The sequence below is a fragment of the Oryzomicrobium sp. genome (assembly GCF_021287045.1).
Classification (GTDB): Bacteria; Pseudomonadota; Gammaproteobacteria; order Burkholderiales; family Rhodocyclaceae; genus Oryzomicrobium.
Window position 1 is genome coordinate 16,415 of sequence record NZ_JAJTBG010000004.1, and the last position, 16,154, is coordinate 32,568.

The following is a 16,154-nucleotide window of genomic DNA, read 5'->3' on the forward strand; positions in this document are numbered from 1 at the left end:
GCACCGGGCCTGGCTACACGGACAGCAAGTGACGCACGATGGGCGGCGTGTCTCCCCGGTGGAAGCGTAGTACCTCGTCCTGGACATCCGCCGCCGCCTTGGACACGCGCCGGTGCTGGCGCAGGTGTTCCGCCCAGGATTCGACCTTGAACCATTCGAGCATCGCGGCGGGGTCCGAGGCGTCTTCGCTCACGCCCCAGTCGTAGGCACCGTCGCGGCGGCGGTCCGCCGACAGCCGGGTCAGGCAGGCCAGGAAGGCTTGCCGCTCCATCGGGTCGATCCGGTATTCGATCAGGATCAGCACCGGCCCCCGGTCGTACTCCACGGGGGCTGCCGTCAACGGCTCGGGCCAGTGGTTGGACGGCACCAGGTCCGCATCCCCCTTGGGCAGCTTCAGCCGGTGGAAGGCCAGGGCGACGATCACCAGTCCGACGGCCCCGGCCACCAGGGTCAGCGGCACTCCGATGGCGCTGGCGATGCCGCCCCAGGCCAGGCTGCCGGCCGTCATGGCACCGTTGAACACGGTGAGATAGACGGCCAGGGAACGCCCCCGCACCCAGTTGGGCAGGATGGATTGGGCCACCCCGTTGAGGGTGGTGAGGGCCGAAATCCAGGCGGCGCCGAGGGCCAGCAGGGCGATCAGCGCGGCCCACTGGGGCGGCGCCAAGGAGAGGAAAACCATCACCGCCGCCGTGACGACGGCGGCCATCAGCACCATGCCGTCCGGGCTCAGGCGCTCGCGCAGCCGGGGCATCAGCAGCGCACCTCCGATCGCCCCTAGGCCGACCGCGCCGAGCAGCAGTCCGTAGAAGCCGGCGCCGCCACCCAGCAGCTTCCTGGCCACCAGGGGCAGCAGCGCCCAGACCGAGCTGGCCAGCATGAAGAAGAAAAAGGCGCGGACCAGCACCACATGCAGTTCGCGGCTGGCCCGGGCATAGCGCAGCCCGGCGCGGAAGGCGCCCAGAAACTGCTCCGACAGGTCGTCCTCGCCCGCCGCCGGGCGGCGCCACCACAGCAAGGCGGCGACCACGAACACGTAGCTGATGACGTCGACGCCATAGGTCACCGCGGCCCCCAGGCTGGCCAGGACCACGCCGCCGAGGGCGGGGCCGATGGCCCGGGCGATGTTGATGCCCAGGGAATTGAGCGCCACGGCGCCCTTGAGGTCTTTCTTGTCCACCAGCTCCGGCACGATGGCCTGCCAGGTGGGCCCCATCAGCGCCGCGCCGACGCCGCCCAGGAAGGTCAGCCCGATCAGGGAGGCGACCGATTGCAGGCCCGTGGCCGACAGCAGCATCAGGCAGATGCTGACGGCGGCGAGCAGCACCTGGATGCCGATCAGGAATTTGCGCCGGTCAAGGATGTCGGACAGCACCCCGGCCGGGATCGCCAGCAGGAAGACCGGCAGGGTCGCCGCCGCCTGCACCATGGCCACGGCGGCGGGGGAGGCCGACAGGTCGGTCATCAGCCAGGCGCTGGCCACGTCGCGGATGAAGCTGCCGGTGTTGCCGATCACCGTCGCCGCCCACAGCACGGCGAAGAGTTTTTGCCGGAGGGGGGCGAAACCGCCGCTGGGGGCTGCTGCGCGTAGTTCGGTCATGGCTGGCGGGACTCCGTCGCATATTGTTCCGTCGGCTGCCGTTCGGTCAGGTCGAGCCAGGCGACCAGCAGAAAGCCCCCGGCCAGGCCGAGGTGCTCGAAGAAGGCATTGGCCGCCATGAAGCGCTCCTGCCCCGGGGGTAGTTCCCAGAAGCGCAGGGCCAGCAAGGTTGCCAGCAGCGTGAATCCGGACAGCGCGACGGCGCCGAGCCAGCGCCACCGCCCGGTCAGGATCAGCGCCGATGCGCCCAATTCGAGCAGGATGACCAGGGCGGCAAAGAGTGGCGCCGGGGCAAGCCCGGCATGGGCCATTTCTGCGACGGCTCCTGGGAAGTCATGGAGCTTGACCAACCCGCCTTGCAGGTAGGCGGCGCACAAACCGAGGTAGGCGGCGAAGCGTATGGCGTGGGAGGCAAAAACCGGCCGCGCGCAGGCGGCCAGTTTGTTGCCGATTGGGGTTGAGGCGGCCATGGGTGGATGCCTACACGGCCCAGCAGGAGCAGCCCAGGGCGCCGAAAAAGCCCTTCAGATCCGACACCGGCACCTTCGCACCCCAGGCCCGGGCGTGGTCGTGACCATGGAGGCCGCAGGCGCTGGCGCAGCCGCAGGAGGCGATCGCCTGGCGGCGCAGGGAATTTCGGCCCGCGCCCTCCGGCTCACCCCAGGCCGCGTAGCCCTTGAAGGTGCGCACCGGCGACCAGTCCGGCATGGCCGGCGGCACCGGGTTGTCGTCCAGGGGGGCGAACTCTCCCGCGCCATAGACGACGCGCCCGCCGACCATGGTCAGCTCGGAGGTGAGGAAGGAAAGCTCATCCTCGGCGCAGGCGAAGAAATCCTTGTCCGGCACGATCAGGTCGGCAAACTGCCCCGCCGCGATGCGGCCGCGCTTGCCTTCCTCGTTGGAAAACCAGGCCACCTTCTCGGTCCACATGCGCAGCGCCGTCTCCCGGCTAAGGCAGTTGCGGCGCGGATACATCTGCAATCCGCCCACCGTCTTGCCGGTGATCATCCAGGCCAAGGACACCCAGGGGTTGTAGGAGGCGACCCGGGTGGCGTCGGTGCCGGCGGAAACCTGCACGCCCTTTTCCAGCATGCGGGCGATGGGGGGCGTGGCCTCGGCGGCAGCGGCGCCGTAGCGCTCGACGAAGTACTCGCCCTGGTAGGCCATGCGATGCTGCACGGCGATGCCGCCGCCCAGGGCGGCGATGCGGTCGATGGACTTGTCCGAGATGGTTTCGGCGTGGTCGAAGAACCAGTTCAGTCCCTTGAGGGGAATGTCCTGGTTGACCTTCTCGAACACGTCCAGGGCCCGGGAGATGGTTTCGTCGTAGGTGGCGTGGAGCCGCCAGGGCCAGCGGTTCTGGGCCAGGATGCGCACCACTTCTTCCAGTTCGCCTTCCATTTCCGGCGGCATGTCCGGCCGGGGCTGGCGGAAGTCCTCGAAGTCGGCGGCCGAGAACACCAGCATCTCGCCGGCGCCGTTGTGGCGGAAGTAGTCGTCGCCCTGCTTGTAGGTGACGGAGGAGGTCCAATTGAGGAAGTCCTCCTTCTCCTGCTTGGGCTTCTGGGTGAACAGGTTGTAGGCCAGGCGTACCGTCATCTGGCCCTCGTCGGCCAGCTTCTGGATCACGGCGTAGTCGTCCGGGTAGTTCTGGAAGCCGCCGCCGGCGTCGATGACCCCGGTCACGCCCAGCCGGTTGAGTTCGCGCATGAAGTGGCGCGTGGAATTGACCTGGTAGTCGAAGGGCAGCTTGGGGCCCTTGGCCAGGGTGGCGTAGAGGATGGCGGCGTTGGGCTTGGCCAGCAGCAGGCCGGTGGGATTGCCGCTGGTGTCGCGGGTGATTTCGCCGCCCGGAGGTTCAGGTGTTTCCTTGGTGTAACCGACGGCGCGCAGGGCGGCGGCGTTGAGCAGGGCGCGGTCGTAGAGGTGCAGCAGGAAGACCGGGGTATCGGGGGCGATGGCGTTGATCTCGTCGATGGTCGGCAGGCGTCGTTCGACGAACTGGTGCTCGGTGAAGCCCCCCACCACCCGCACCCACTGGGGTGCCGGAGTGATCGCCACCTGGCGCCGCAGCATGTCCATGGCGTCGGCCAGGGAGCGCACGCCGTCCCAGCGCAACTCCATGTTGTAGTTGAGGCCGCCGCGGATCACGTGGGTATGGTTGTCGATCAGGCCAGGCAGGACGCTGCGTCCCTTGAGGTCGATGATGCGGGTGCCGCTGCCCGCCAGGGGCATCACCGCCTGCTCGTCCCCCACGGCCAGGAACTTGCCGTCCTTGACGGCAACGGCGCTGGCGGTGGGATTGCCGGTGTCCAGGGTGGTGAAGCGGCCGTTGCGCAGAACGACGTCGGCGGTGGGGCGGGTCGTCATGATTGCTTCTCCTCGGGGGTTTTGCCGTGCTGCATGGCCTGGCGGCCGGGTAGCTGGCCAAAGACATGGGTCGTAGCCTGGGTTTTGGTGCAGGCGGAGGCGAATGCCGACCCCCTCAGCAATTGCTTGCCGACCGGAATGATTTGCTCGCCGATCAGGATGCCGAGCAGCCCCACCAGGGCCACCAGCGGCGGCGCGGGGGAGCGCACGTCGAGCAGGCTGTAGACGATGCCGACCAGCAGGCCGGCACCCAGGGACAGGACGTAGAGTTTCATGGGCCATCCTCGCGCTGGGGCCGCTGATGGAAACCCCGCCGCACCGGCCGCTGGATACCAAGGGGCCGGGGAAGAAAGGCGGCGCCGCCCCAGCAGCGCCGCCCGACGGGGCCGGTAAGGTGTCCCGGCTTACTTCTTGGCCGGGTTGGGGCCGATGCGCTCGCCGTGCTTCACGCGCTCGGGGGCCTTGTGCACCATGGTGTAGGCGTAATCCACCCCCATGCCGTAGGCGCCGGAATGCTCCTGGACGAGGGCGATGACCGCATCGTAGGTTTCCTTGCGCGCCCAGTCCCGCTGCCATTCCAGCAGCACCTGCTGCCAGGTCATGGGGACAATGCCGGCCTGGACCATGCGGTCCATGGCGTACTTGTGGGCATCCGCCGAGGTGCCGCCGGAAGCGTCGGCCACCATGTAGATCTCGTAGCCGCCTTCCAGGGCGGCGCTCAAGGCGAAGGTGGTGTTGCACACCTCGGTCCACAGGCCCGCGACGATCACCTTCTTGCGGCCGGCAGCGGCGTTGGCGGCCAGGGCGTCGCGCACGTTCTGGTCGTCCCAGGAATTCATCGAAGTGCGTTCGAGAATCTTGTGCTCAGGGTAAACGGCCAGCAGCTCCGGATAGGTGTTGCCGGAAAAGCCATCGGTCTCGACGGTGGTGATGGTGGTCGGGATGTTGAAGATCTTGGCCGCCTTGGCCAGTCCCACGACGTTGTTCTTGAGGGTCTGGCGGTCGATGGACTGCACGCCGAAGGCCATCTGGGGCTGCTGGTCGATGAAGATCAGCTGGCTGTTCTGGGGGGTGAGGACTTCCAGGTACTTGTTCGACATGGTTTGCTCCTTGCTGGTTGGGGGGGCGCATGCCGATCATGCCGGCACACTGTTACGGTTCGCGGCAGGCGCCGGGGCGCTTGGGCGGGCCGTGCGCGGGGGGCACCGCAGAAGGCCCCCCGTGCTGGGTTCGGTTGGGGGAGGGGATCAGCCGGCCGCGTCCACCAGGACGATTTCGGCGTCTTCGAGGGCGGTGACGCGGATGGTCTCCTCCTGGCGGATGGCGGCGCCGTCCCGGGTCTGGAGGGCAACGCCATTGACCTCGACCTGGCCGGCCGCCGGCACTAGGTAGCCATAACGCTCCGACCCCAGGCGGTACTCGGCGGTTTCGCCGGCCTTGAGGGTGGCGCCCAGGACCCGGGCGTCGGTGCGGATGGGCAGGGCGTCGTCGTCCCCCGCGATGCCGCTGGCCAGGGTGATGAACTGGCCCGAGCGGTCCGCCTTGGGGAAGGGTTTGGAGCCCCAGGAGGGCTGCTCGCCGCGCCGGTCGGGGAGAATCCAGATCTGGAAGATGCGGGTGATGCCCGGCTCCAGGTTGTATTCGGAATGGCGGATGCCGGTGCCGGCGCTCATCACCTGCACGTCGCCGGCCGCGGTGCGGCCCTTGTTGCCCAGGTTGTCCTGGTGGGTGATGGCCCCTTCGCGCACGTAGGTGACGATCTCCATGTCGGCGTGAGGGTGGGGCGGAAAGCCGGTGCCCGGGGCGATGGTGTCGTCGTTCCACACCCGCAGGGCGCCCCAGTTGAGGCGGGACGGGTCGAAATACTCGGCGAACGAAAAGTGGTGCTTGGCATCGAGCCAGCCGTGGTTGGCACCACCCAGGCGGTCGAAGGGACGTCGTTCGATCATGTGAATCCTCGTAGCGTTGCGCGTTGATGGACTCACTATAGACATCGGCATTAATGTTTAGAATGGAATGAATGGCATTTCATCGTTTCCATTTTTGATGTCAAATGCTCCGCATCGCCAGCCCGACCCACGAAGGAACCCCATGAAGCGGCTACCCGATCTCGAAGCCTGGGCCATCTTTGCCAAGGTGGCCGAAACTACCTCGTTCGCCCGGGCGGCGGACGAACTCGGCCTGGCCCAAGCCACGGTTTCCAAGGCGGTCCAGCGCCTGGAGCAGCGCATGGGGACCATGCTGCTGCACCGCACCTCCCGGCGCATGTCGCTGACGGACAGCGGCTATGCCGCCCTGGAGCGCGCCACCCGCATCCTGGCGGAAGGCGAAGCCGTGGAAACCGAGGTGGCGGAACAGTCCACCAGCCTGCGCGGGCCGATCCGCGTCACCGTCCCCATGTCGTTCGGCCTCTCGTACCTGGCCCCGGTGCTGCCCGAATTCATGGCGCGCTTTCCGGAGGTGGCCTTCGACTTCAATTTCAGCGACGAGATCGTCGACCTGGTCGCCAACCGTTTCGACATCGCCCTGCGCATCTCGACCCTGGCCGATTCCAGCCTGCTGGCGCGGCGGCTCTACGCCGTGCGCATCCTGCTGGTCGGCGCCCCGGCCTATTTCGAGCGCTTCGGGCGGCCCAAGCATCCCCGGGATCTCGCCCAGCACCGGGCACTGCACTATTCCAACTCGCGGACGGGCAGCTGCTGGCGCTTCAAGCACCCCGAGCATGGGGAATTCGCCCAGGCCATGCCGCTGCCCTTGCAGGCGAACAACGCCGAAGCCCTGGTGCCCGCCCTGCGGGCCGGGCTCGGCCTGGCCCTGCAACCGGAGTTCCTGGCTTGGCAGGACCTGCAATCCGGCGTGCTGGAAACGGTGATGGACGACTGGCAGGTCGATCCCATCGCCCTGCACATCGTCACCCCGCCAGGGCGCAGCCGCCCGGCCCGGGTCCAGGCCTTCATCGACTTCCTGTCCGAGCGCTGCGCCCAGGCGCCCTGGGTGCAGAAGATCGACGGAGCGTGACGGCGCGCCTTCCGTCAGGGGCACCGTGGCCTTGCTTGCCAAGGCATAACTGCGCCTACGCTGGCCCTACGTTACGTACTCCGGTTTCGTTACCCCGGTAGATTTCCGCTCCTTCGGCCTTGGCCTGAGGCGTGATGGCCGAGAGGGGGCTTGCGGCCAGGCTATCCCTCGGATTTTGCGCGTAAGTCCGAGCGAACTGCCTTTGTAAATCCATGTGTGGCGCTATCTGCACAATTTAGGCGTAGCTATAGCCCTTCATATGCATACCAAGCGCTGTCTTGCACTTCTTCTTCGTCTTCTGCCGTTTTGGCTGAGTTTGCAGGGTGCTGTTTGATTTATGCAAAAATCATAAAAAATCGTCTTGTCAATCCAACAGCCTAGTCACGTCGAAGGTACTGCAGCGTTTCACAATTCACAGCTTCACTTTGACAAACACATCGCCTTTGCTTGCTGTACATGGTTTTGATGTTCCATTTGACATGAAATTTTGCTGTTGGCATTATCGCCGAGTGGTGGTGAGGTGAATTATGTTCCATGCTTTTGAATTGTTTGGAATGTTTTTTTGCTTTGAATAAGCCGCAGGCCTTCCTCCTCGTATTGAGCGCTGCCGAGGGAGGGAAAAATAATCTCAACACTATAGATGGACTGGGTAGCTGCCCTTCAAACCGTCCATTCAAATTTATGAAGTGCCTGTCTAGGGGGGGAATGAGTCGGATTCTCTTCGTATGGGAATTGGGGGCTCACTTTGGCCACCTTAGCCGCGATATTCCTGTTGCTCAACGGCTGTGTGAAGAAGGGCATCAAGTTCGTTTTGCAGTACGCGATACCAGAGCAGCTGCCGGAGAGATGGGGGGAGGGGGGCTGTGTTAAGTAGAAAATTAAGGGAACGGAGTAGTTTTTGGGGAGGTAGTAGATTTGAAAATCAGGCTCTCAATTAATATTGAAAGTTGCCATCTTTATTATCTAGTGCGGGGCCTTCAGCTTTATGTATGTCTGATTACGTCTCAGCTGTACGCCAAGAGCGAGCCACCCAACGGTCCGGCTGGGTGAGGAAGTCGTTATGTGCTTACAATTTGCCCAAATTTACTATGGTAATTTCTGATGCTTTGTACGGATTTTTTTGGTGAGTATTAATGAATTTAAAATTTGTGTTGTGTGAAAGTGGGGGCTAATGTGGAAGGCTTGAAGAAATTGTTTGGTTATTTTCTTTTGATGGTTTTTCTTCAATTGACCTCCGGGTGCGCTAGTCGAGGGGATGTTGTTTGGCATGGTTTTGCATTTAATTTTCTAGTGGATAGTCCTGATGCAGTACTGCTTGATTATCGTTATGGGGATTCAAAGAATCCAGCGGCCAGAAATGCTCCCGCCTTGAGGGATAGAGGTAAGTCTGATCAACAATCTACAACTTCAGGCGACATGCTCCGGGGGGATGATCTCTATGTGAAATGGAGATTGAAAGATACCGGGGAGGTTTTTGAAGATACCGTTGATTTGAAGGCTCGTTTGCCAAAAAATATTGAAGAATGCAGGATTTATTTCCTGGTGCGTGGCCCTCAGCTTTATGTGTATCTGATTACACCTCAGCTGCGTGCCAAGGATGAGCCGCGTAATGGGCCGGCTGGCTGGTCATATCGTCATGTTTTGACGATTTACCCCGACCTCGTTAAATAATATTTAAAATTGTATCAGGGAGATAAGAGATGACCATTGCTGTCGATGTTGGTGATGTTATTGCGCAAATGGATTTAAACATGGTGTTGTGTGGAAATGGGGGCTAATGTGGAAGGCTTGAAGAAATTATTTGGTTATTTTCTTTTAGTGGTTTTTTTTCAATTGACCTCCGGGTGCGCTAGTCGAGGGGATGTTGTTTTGCATGGGTTTGCATTTAATTTTCCAGTGGATAGTCCTGATGCAGTACTGCTTGATTATCGTTATGGGGATTCAAAGAATCCAGCGGCCAGAAATGCTCCCGCCTTGAGGGATAGAGGTAAGTCTGATCAACAATCTACAACTTCAGGCGACATGCTCCGGGGGGATGATCTCTATGTGAAATGGAGATTGAAAGATACCGGGGAGGTTTTTGAAGATACCGTTGATTTGAAGGCTCGTTTGCCAAAAAATATTGAAGAATGCAGGATTTATTTCCTGGTGCGTGGCCCTCAGCTTTATGTGTATCTGATTACACCTCAGCTGCGTGCCAAGGATGAGCCGCGTAATGGGCCGGCTGGCTGGTCATATCGTCATGTTTTGACAATTTACCCCGACGTTGTTAAATAACCATTAAGACCGTGCAAGATGGATGGGGGATGGTTGTAAATGTCGGCGCTCTTATTCCGCAAGGTGTTCTCAAGGTGGTTGTTTATTGATTTCATGGCGTCTTTTGTTCGGAAAGTCTTGATGAAAAAAATGGCTGACCCCGAAAAGGAATCAGCCATTTTTTGTAATTTCTTTAATAGACCACTCCCCAGAGTGTTCTTCGGAGTTTTTCCTAGCGCGGTTCCAGGTGCGTCGTCGCCACCAGATCGGGCAGGGTGGCTTCCAGCCGGGCTTCGACCTTGTCGAGCAGGTCGTGCCCCCGGGTGACGCTCCAGTCGCCGGGGACCAGGATGTCCACCTGGACGAAGGACTGGGCGCCGGCGCGGCGGCTTTTCAGGTTGCGGTAGATGGCTTCCGGGGGCAGCGTTGCGTCCAGGGCGGCGGTGAGTTGGGCCAGCTGCTCGGGCTCCAGGCTGCGGTCCATCAGGCCGTCCACCGAGGTTTGGCCGAGGCGCCAGCCCTCCAGCATGATGTGCAGGCCCACGGCGATGGCGATGAGGGGGTCGAGCCAGTTCTGGCCGGTGAGGGCCACCAGCAACACGCCGGCCACTACCCCCACCGAGGTCCACACGTCGGTCATCAGGTGGCGCGAGTCGGCGGTCAGGGCAATCGAGTTGAAGCGCTTGCCGGCCCGGGCCAGGGTGAGGGCCACGGCCAGGTTGATGAGGGTGCTCAGGATCGAGAAGGCCATGCCCCAGCCCAGGGCTTCCAGGGGTTCCGGGTGGAGCAGGCGCTGCACGCCGGTGCCGACGATGGCCAGGGCGGCGACGAAGATCAGGCCGCCCTCGAAGCCGCTGGAAAAGTATTCCGCCTTGCCGTGGCCGAAGGGGTGGCCGTCGTCCGGCGGGGTGCGGGTGACCAGGATCACCCACAGGGCGAAGCCGGCGCCGGCCAGGTTGACGAAGGATTCTAGGGCGTCGGAGAGCAGGCCCACCGAGCCGGTGATCCACCAGGCCCCGGTCTTGAGGCTGATGGTGAGGATTGCGGCGGCGATGGAGAGCCAGGCGTAGTGGTGGCGTTGGGCGGTATCGGGCAGCACGGTTTTTAGGGGCAGTCCGGAAAGCCGCGCCAGTCGGGCATCTTCAGGCAGGGTGCCTGGAGATGCCCGACTGGCGCGGGGTTGCAGGCAGGCAGGTCGGAGCGCCAATGGTGGCGCGGCTTTGTGACCTGCCGGCGACAGGGTCAGGCGAACAGGTTGACCAGGCCGTCCAGGCCGACGTGGTTGAAGGCCACCGAGGCTTTTTCCCGGGTGGCCGGCTTGGCGCGGAAGGCCACCGACAGGCCGGCCTCATTCATCATCATCAGGTCGTTGGCACCGTCGCCCACGGCGATCACCTGGTCCCGGGTGAGGCCCAGTTCGTCGCGCAGGCGGCACAGGTGGTGGGCCTTGGCGCTGGCGTCCACGATGTCGCCGACCACCCGGCCGGTGAGCTTGCCGCCGGCGATCTCCAGTTCGTTGGAGGTGGCGAAGTCGAAGCCCAGTTCGATGCGCAGGCGCTCGGTGAAGTAGGTGAAGCCGCCGGAGAGGATGGCGGTACGCAGCCCGGCGGCCTGGACCGCTTCGAGCAGGGGGCGGGCGCCGTCGGAGAGCAGCAGGCGCTCACCATAGACCCGGGCCAGCACCCGGGCATCCAGCCCGGCCAGCAGGGCCAGGCGGCGGCGCAGGCTTTCCCGGTAGTCGATCTCGCCGCGCATGGCGGCCTCGGTCACCGCCGCCACCTCGGCCTTCTTGCCGGCGAAATCGGCCAGCTCGTCGATGCACTCGATGGTGATCAGGGTCGAGTCCATGTCGAAGCAGATCAGGCCGTAGTCGGACAGGGCCTTGCCGGCGGGGACGAAGGCCCAGTCGAGCTTTTCGGCGGCGAGCAGGGGCTCCAGGGTGGCGGCGAAGTCGGCCGGCCGAGTCACGCCGTAGAGCCGGTGCAGTTGGGGCGCGCGGGGCTCGGCCCGGGCGGCGCCGGTGGCCTGGACGAGGCGGTCGAGAAGGAAGGTGGGCAGGGGGCCGCCCTGGATGACGAGGTCGAGCATGGCAGAAAGTCGTGCGGCGGCCGAGGGGCCGCCGCGGTAGGGGTGAGGAAGTCGGGAACGGAGAAGGATCAGCCGCGGCGGTTGGGCAGCACGTCGCGCAGCAGGGTGGCGGCGTCGCGCAGCATCTTCTCGGTGGTGGCCCAGTCCACGCAGCCGTCGGTGACCGAACAGCCGTACTTGAGCTGGGACAGGTCGGCGGGAATCGGCTGGTTGCCGGCCTCGATGTTCGATTCGATCATGGTGCCGACGATGGACTTGTTGCCCAGGCGGATCTGGTTGACCACGTCGGCCATCACCAGGGGTTGCAGCTCGGGCTTCTTGTAGCTGTTGGCGTGGGAGCAGTCCACCACGATGTTGGCCGGCAGCTTGGCCTTGGTCAGGGCGGCCTCGGCCAGGTTGATCGACACCGTGTCGTAGTTGGGCCGGCCGTCGCCGCCGCGCAGCACCACGTGGCCGTAGGGGTTGCCGGTGGTGCGCACGATGGTCACGCCGCCGTCGTAATTGATGCCGAGGAAGGAGTGGGGCCGGGAGGCGGACAGGATGGCGTTGACCGCCACGGTCAGGTCGCCGCTGGTGCCGTTCTTGAAGCCCACCGGGGTAGAGAGGCCGGAGGAAATCTCACGGTGGGTCTGGGATTCGGTGGTGCGGGCGCCGATGGCGGTCCAGGCGATCAGGTCGCCCAGGTACTGGGGCGAGATCGGGTCCAGGGCCTCGGTGCCGGCGGGCAGGCCAAGCTCGTTCACGTCGCGCAGGAACTGGCGCGCCTTGGCCATGCCTTCGTCGATGCGGAACGAGTCGTCCATGTACGGATCGTTGATGTAGCCCTTCCAGCCTACGGTGGTACGGGGCTTTTCGAAGTAGACGCGCATCACCAGCACCAGGGTGTCGGACACCTCGTCGGCCAGGGCCTTCAGGCGCCGGGCATAGTCCAGGCCGGCCACCGGATCGTGGATGGAGCAGGGGCCCACCACCACGAAGACGCGGGGGTCGGTGCCGTCCAGGATGGCCTTGAGGGTTTCCCGGCCCTGCACCACGGTGGTGGCGGCGGCCTCGGTCATCGGGATCCGGTCCAGGACCTCCCGGGGCGTGGGCATGGGGTCGAATGCGGCGACGTGCAGGTCTTCGATGGCTTGCTCAATCATGGCGTTGGCTTCTTGCGCTTTCTTGCGTTAAGGGGCGCCCGGGAAGAGCGCCGGTGCATCAGGCGGTCAGTTTCTTGAACAGGTCCTTCACCGCGGCCACTCGGTCGGCAAGGGTCGGGCAGGAGCGGGAAAGAGCGAGTTTATCCTGTCCGGCCAGCTTGTAGTTCCGGTCGGTCTGGATGAGGTTGATGATCTTGATCGGCTCGATGGGCGGATTCTTCGAAAATTCCGGGCTGAACTGCACCGTCACCTGCTCCCGGGTGGCATCGAGCTTCTGCACGCACAGGGGCTTGGCCAAGAGGCGCAGGCGATGGGTGGCGAGCAGCGACTGGGCCTGGGCCGGCAGCTCGCCAAAGCGGTCCACCAGCTCTTCCTGCAAGGCGGTGATCTCGTCGTCGGCCTCGCAGTTGGCCAGGCGCTTGTACAGGGACAGGCGCTCGTGCACGTCCGGGCAGTAGTCGTTGGGCAGCAGGGCCGGCACATGCAGGTTGATTTCGGTGGCCACCCCAAGGGGCTGGGCCAGGTCCGGCTCGCGGCCCTGCTTGAGCGCCGCAACGGCACGGTTGAGCATCTCGGTATAGAGGTTGAAGCCCACCTCCTGCATCTCGCCGGACTGGTTCTCGCCGAGCACCTCGCCGGCACCACGGATCTCCAGGTCGTGCATGGCCAGGTAGAAGCCCGAACCCAGCTCTTCCATCATCTGGATCGCTTCGAGGCGCTGCTTGGCCTGTTTGGTCAGGGCCTTCTCGTCGAACACCAACAGGTAGGCGTAGGCCTGGTGATGGGAGCGGCCGACCCGGCCGCGCAGCTGGTGCAGCTGGGCCAGGCCGAACTTTTCGGCCCGGTTGATGAGGATGGTGTTGGCGTTCGAAATGTCGATGCCGGTCTCGATGATGGTGGTGCACAGCAGCAGGTTGGCCCGGCCCTGGGTGAAGTCGCGCATCACCCGCTCCAGCTCCCGCTCCGGCATCTGGCCGTGGCCCACGGCGATGCGCGCTTCGGGCAGCAGCTTGGTCAGCTTGTCGCGCATGTTGTCGATGGTGTCGACCTCGTTGTGCAGGAAGTACACCTGGCCGCCGCGCTTGAATTCGCGCAGCACCGCTTCGCGGAGGATGCCGTCGGAGAACTTGGAGACGAAGGTCTTGATCGCCAAGCGCTTCTGCGGCGCCGTGGCGATGGCCGAGAAGTCCCGCAGCCCTTCCAGGCTCATGGCCAGGGTGCGGGGGATCGGCGTGGCGGTCAGGGTCAGCACGTCCACCTCGGCGCGCAGGGCCTTCAGGGCCTCCTTCTGGCGCACGCCGAAGCGGTGTTCCTCGTCGATGATGACCAGCCCCAGGTTGGGGAACTTCACGTCCTGCTGGATCAGCTTGTGGGTGCCGATCAGGATGTCGATCTTGCCCTCGGCCAGGTCCTTCACCGCCTGGGCGGTTTCCTTGGCAGTCTTGAAGCGGGAGATTTCGGCGATCTTCACCGGCCAGTCGGCGAAACGGTCGCAGAAGGTCTGGTAGTGCTGCTCGCACAGCAGGGTGGTGGGGCACAGCACCGCCACCTGCTTGTTGCCGGCCACGGCGATGAAGGCGGCGCGCAGGGCCACCTCGGTCTTGCCGAAGCCCACGTCGCCGCACACCAGCCGGTCCATGGGCTTGCCCGACTTCATGTCGTCGATCACCGCGGCGATGGCGGCGGCCTGGTCCGGGGTCTCCTCGAAGCCGAAACCGTCGGCGAAGGCGTCGTAGTCGCTGGCCTTGAAGGCGAAGGCATGGCCCTGGCGGGCGGCCCGGGCGGCATACAGGGCGAGCAGTTCGGCGGCGGTGTCGCGGGCCTGCTCGGCGGCGCGGCGCTTGGCCTTTTCCCACTGGCCCGAACCCAGGGTGTGCACCGGGGCAGCATCCGGGTCGGCGCCCGAGTAGCGGGAGATGACGTGCAACTGGGACACCGGCACGTACAGCTTGGCGTCGTTGGCGTATTCCAGGTGCAGGAACTCGGTGTTGCCTTCCCCCAGGTCCAGGCTCACCAGCCCCAGGTAGCGGCCGATGCCGTGCTGCTCGTGCACCACCGGGTCGCCGACCTTGAGCTCGGTCAGGTCCTTCAGCCAGTTGTCCAGGCTGGCCTTCTTCTGGGCCGCGCGCTTGGCCCGGCGGGGGCTGCCGGCATACAGCTCGGTCTCGGTGACGAAAGCCAGGGCCTCGCTGCCGCTACCGACGATGAAGCCGGTTTGCAGCGGGCCGACCCCCAGGGCCAGTTGCGGCGCCCCCGGGCTGGCAAAGGCCGCCAGGTCGGGGCAGGGGGCGGGGCGCACCCCATGGTCCACGAAGGTTTCGTTCAGAGTTTCGCGTCGGCCGGCGGATTCAGCCAGTAGCAGCACTCGGCCCGGGAATGCGGCGGTGAAGGCCTTGAGGGCCGCCAGTGGGTCCTCGGCGCGGCGGTCCACCGCCACGTTGGGCAGGGGGGCGGCCAAGGCGGCGCTATCGGCGGCCGCCGATGCGGGGCGCAGGGCCAGCCGGCCGTAGCCCTTGGCGGCGATGAAGAAGGCTTCCTCGTTGAGGAACAGGGTCTCCGGCGCCAGCAGGGGCCGGGCCTTGTCCCCCTGGAGCAGGTTGTAGCGCGACTGGGTGTCCCGGGCGAAGTCGCGGATCGCCTCATCCACCGCGCCGTGCAGGCAGAGCAGGGCGTCCTTGGGCAGGTAGTCGAACAGGGTGGCGGCGTCCCCTTCCTCGAAGAACAGGGGCAGGTAGTACTCGATGCCCGCCGAGGGGATGCCGTTGGAGATGTCCTTGTAGATGCCGGACTTGGCCGGGTCGCCCTCGAACACCTCGCGGAAGCGCTGGCGGAACAGGGTGCGGCCCCGGTCGTCCATGGGGAATTCCCGGGCCGGCAGCAGCTGCACCTCGGGCACCGGGTAGAGGCTGCGCTGGGAATCGGCGTCGAAGGCGCGCAGGGTCTCGATTTCGTCGTCGAACAGGTCGATCCGGTAGGGCAGCGGCGAACCCATCGGGAACAGGTCGATCAGCCCGCCGCGGATCGAGTATTCCCCCGGGGAGACCACCTGGGTGACGTTGGTGTAACCGGCCAATGTGACCTGGGCGCGGAAGGCTTCGGCGTCGAGCTGCTCGCCCTTCTTGAAGTGGAAGGTGTAGGCCGCCAGGAAGGCCGGCGGGGCCAACCGCACCACGGCGGTGGAGGCCGGCACCAGCACCACGTCGAACGCGCCCTTGTACAGCGCCCACAGGGTGGCCAGGCGCTCGGACACCAGGTCGTGGTGGGGCGAGAAGTTGTCGTAGGGCAGGGTCTCCCAGTCCGGCAGCAGGCAGACCCGCAGCCCCGGGGCGAACCAGGGGATCTCGTCGAGCAGGCGCTGGGCGTCCTGGGCCGAGGCGGTGACCACCGCCAGAGGGCGCTTCAACCGGGTGGCCGCGGCGGCCAGGTAGAGGGCGTCGGCGGAGCCGGGCAGGGCCGGGGCGTCGATCCGTTCGCCGGGAGCGGGCAGGCGGGCGGGCAGGGCGGCGTTCATCTGCGCCAGCAGGGCCGGCGCCGGGGAAGGGGAGGATGCAGGGGCAGTCAACGCAAAACGGGCCCAGGGCGGGGGCCGTGGGCCGGAAAAATGACGGAAAGGAAGGATTATAGGCCCTGCCCGGGAGGGCAGGGGCGGTGCGCCGGAGATGGCCGGAAAAACGGCCGGA

At 64.9% G+C, this 16,154-nt stretch carries 13 protein-coding genes; 3 read left to right on the forward strand and 10 right to left on the reverse strand.

Features of this window, described 5'->3' with window-relative positions; translation table 11 throughout:
- Positions 1 to 13: 13 nt before the first annotated feature.
- The 6 genes from LWW89_RS05270 to LWW89_RS05295 all read right to left on the reverse strand — a co-directional run bounded on the left by LWW89_RS05270 (position 14) and on the right by LWW89_RS05295 (position 5,919).
- The gene (locus LWW89_RS05270) at positions 14 to 1,600 is read right to left on the reverse strand and encodes an MFS transporter (protein WP_293262253.1); all 1,587 of its coding nucleotides are present in this window, start codon (positions 1,598 to 1,600) and stop codon (positions 14 to 16) included.
- Positions 1,597 to 2,070, reverse strand: a complete 474-nt coding sequence (locus LWW89_RS05275) for a DoxX family protein (protein ID WP_293262256.1) — start codon at positions 2,068 to 2,070, stop codon at positions 1,597 to 1,599. The genes LWW89_RS05270 and LWW89_RS05275 overlap by 4 nt, the downstream gene beginning before the upstream one ends.
- Positions 2,071 to 2,080: 10 nt before the next feature.
- The gene (locus tag LWW89_RS05280; protein ID WP_293262259.1) at positions 2,081 to 3,970 is read right to left on the reverse strand and encodes an amidohydrolase; all 1,890 of its coding nucleotides are present in this window, start codon (positions 3,968 to 3,970) and stop codon (positions 2,081 to 2,083) included.
- On the reverse strand, positions 3,967 to 4,245 hold the full coding sequence (locus LWW89_RS05285; RefSeq protein ID WP_293262262.1) for a XapX domain-containing protein: 279 nt from the start codon (positions 4,243 to 4,245) through the stop codon (positions 3,967 to 3,969). Before LWW89_RS05285 ends, LWW89_RS05280 begins: the two co-directional genes overlap by 4 nt.
- A gap of 129 nt (positions 4,246 to 4,374) precedes the next feature.
- Complete coding sequence (locus LWW89_RS05290) at positions 4,375 to 5,070, reverse strand: hydrolase (protein ID WP_293262265.1); 696 nt, start codon at positions 5,068 to 5,070, stop codon at positions 4,375 to 4,377.
- Positions 5,071 to 5,217: 147 nt separating this feature from the next.
- A complete protein-coding gene (locus LWW89_RS05295; RefSeq protein ID WP_293262268.1) occupies positions 5,218 to 5,919 on the reverse strand; it encodes a pirin family protein in 702 nt (233 codons plus the stop codon).
- Positions 5,920 to 6,061: 142 nt separating this feature from the next.
- Between LWW89_RS05295 and LWW89_RS05300 the strand changes: the two genes are divergently transcribed.
- From LWW89_RS05300 to LWW89_RS05310, 3 genes are all read left to right on the forward strand, one after another.
- Positions 6,062 to 6,988 carry a LysR family transcriptional regulator gene (locus LWW89_RS05300; RefSeq protein WP_293262271.1) on the forward strand — a complete coding sequence of 309 codons (927 nt, stop codon included), beginning with the start codon at positions 6,062 to 6,064 and terminating at the stop codon, positions 6,986 to 6,988.
- 1,173 nt (positions 6,989 to 8,161) lie between these two features.
- Positions 8,162 to 8,659 (forward strand): hypothetical protein, encoded by a 498-nt coding sequence (locus tag LWW89_RS05305; protein ID WP_293262274.1) that lies wholly within the window; start codon positions 8,162 to 8,164, stop codon positions 8,657 to 8,659.
- Between the two features lie 108 nt (positions 8,660 to 8,767).
- Positions 8,768 to 9,265: a hypothetical protein gene (locus LWW89_RS05310; RefSeq protein WP_293262277.1), complete on the forward strand. Its 498-nt coding sequence runs from the start codon at positions 8,768 to 8,770 to the stop codon at positions 9,263 to 9,265.
- Positions 9,266 to 9,476: 211 nt separating this feature from the next.
- On the opposite strand, the gene LWW89_RS05315 is transcribed toward LWW89_RS05310, so the two are convergent.
- The 4 genes from LWW89_RS05315 to mfd all read right to left on the reverse strand — a co-directional run bounded on the left by LWW89_RS05315 (position 9,477) and on the right by mfd (position 15,985).
- Entirely contained in the window at positions 9,477 to 10,343 is an 867-nt protein-coding gene (locus LWW89_RS05315) for a cation diffusion facilitator family transporter (RefSeq protein WP_293262280.1), read from the reverse strand.
- 143 nt (positions 10,344 to 10,486) lie between these two features.
- On the reverse strand, positions 10,487 to 11,332 hold the full coding sequence (gene serB / locus LWW89_RS05320) for a phosphoserine phosphatase SerB (RefSeq protein WP_293262283.1): 846 nt from the start codon (positions 11,330 to 11,332) through the stop codon (positions 10,487 to 10,489).
- A gap of 68 nt (positions 11,333 to 11,400) precedes the next feature.
- A complete protein-coding gene (locus tag LWW89_RS05325) occupies positions 11,401 to 12,474 on the reverse strand; it encodes a 3-deoxy-7-phosphoheptulonate synthase (protein ID WP_293262286.1) in 1,074 nt (357 codons plus the stop codon).
- Between the two features lie 58 nt (positions 12,475 to 12,532).
- Positions 12,533 to 15,985 (reverse strand): transcription-repair coupling factor, encoded by a 3,453-nt coding sequence (gene mfd, locus LWW89_RS05330; protein ID WP_293262955.1) that lies wholly within the window; start codon positions 15,983 to 15,985, stop codon positions 12,533 to 12,535.
- Between the last annotated feature and the right edge of the window lie 169 nt (positions 15,986 to 16,154).

What these genes read in the sequence shown, in the direction of transcription:
- LWW89_RS05270 (WP_293262253.1), bottom strand. Translation starts at nt 1,600, where the DNA reads ATGACCGAACTACGCGCAGCAGCCCCCAGCGGCGGTTTCGCCCCCCTC.
- LWW89_RS05275 (WP_293262256.1), bottom strand. Translation starts at nt 2,070, where the DNA reads ATGGCCGCCTCAACCCCAATCGGCAACAAACTGGCCGCCTGCGCGCGG.
- LWW89_RS05280 (WP_293262259.1), bottom strand. Translation starts at nt 3,970, where the DNA reads ATGACGACCCGCCCCACCGCCGACGTCGTTCTGCGCAACGGCCGCTTC.
- LWW89_RS05285 (WP_293262262.1), bottom strand. Translation starts at nt 4,245, where the DNA reads ATGAAACTCTACGTCCTGTCCCTGGGTGCCGGCCTGCTGGTCGGCATC.
- LWW89_RS05290 (WP_293262265.1), bottom strand. Translation starts at nt 5,070, where the DNA reads ATGTCGAACAAGTACCTGGAAGTCCTCACCCCCCAGAACAGCCAGCTG.
- LWW89_RS05295 (WP_293262268.1), bottom strand. Translation starts at nt 5,919, where the DNA reads ATGATCGAACGACGTCCCTTCGACCGCCTGGGTGGTGCCAACCACGGC.
- LWW89_RS05300 (WP_293262271.1), top strand. Translation starts at nt 6,062, where the DNA reads ATGAAGCGGCTACCCGATCTCGAAGCCTGGGCCATCTTTGCCAAGGTG.
- serB (WP_293262283.1), bottom strand. Translation starts at nt 11,332, where the DNA reads ATGCTCGACCTCGTCATCCAGGGCGGCCCCCTGCCCACCTTCCTTCTC.
- LWW89_RS05325 (WP_293262286.1), bottom strand. Translation starts at nt 12,474, where the DNA reads ATGATTGAGCAAGCCATCGAAGACCTGCACGTCGCCGCATTCGACCCC.
- mfd (WP_293262955.1), bottom strand. Translation starts at nt 15,985, where the DNA reads ATGAACGCCGCCCTGCCCGCCCGCCTGCCCGCTCCCGGCGAACGGATC.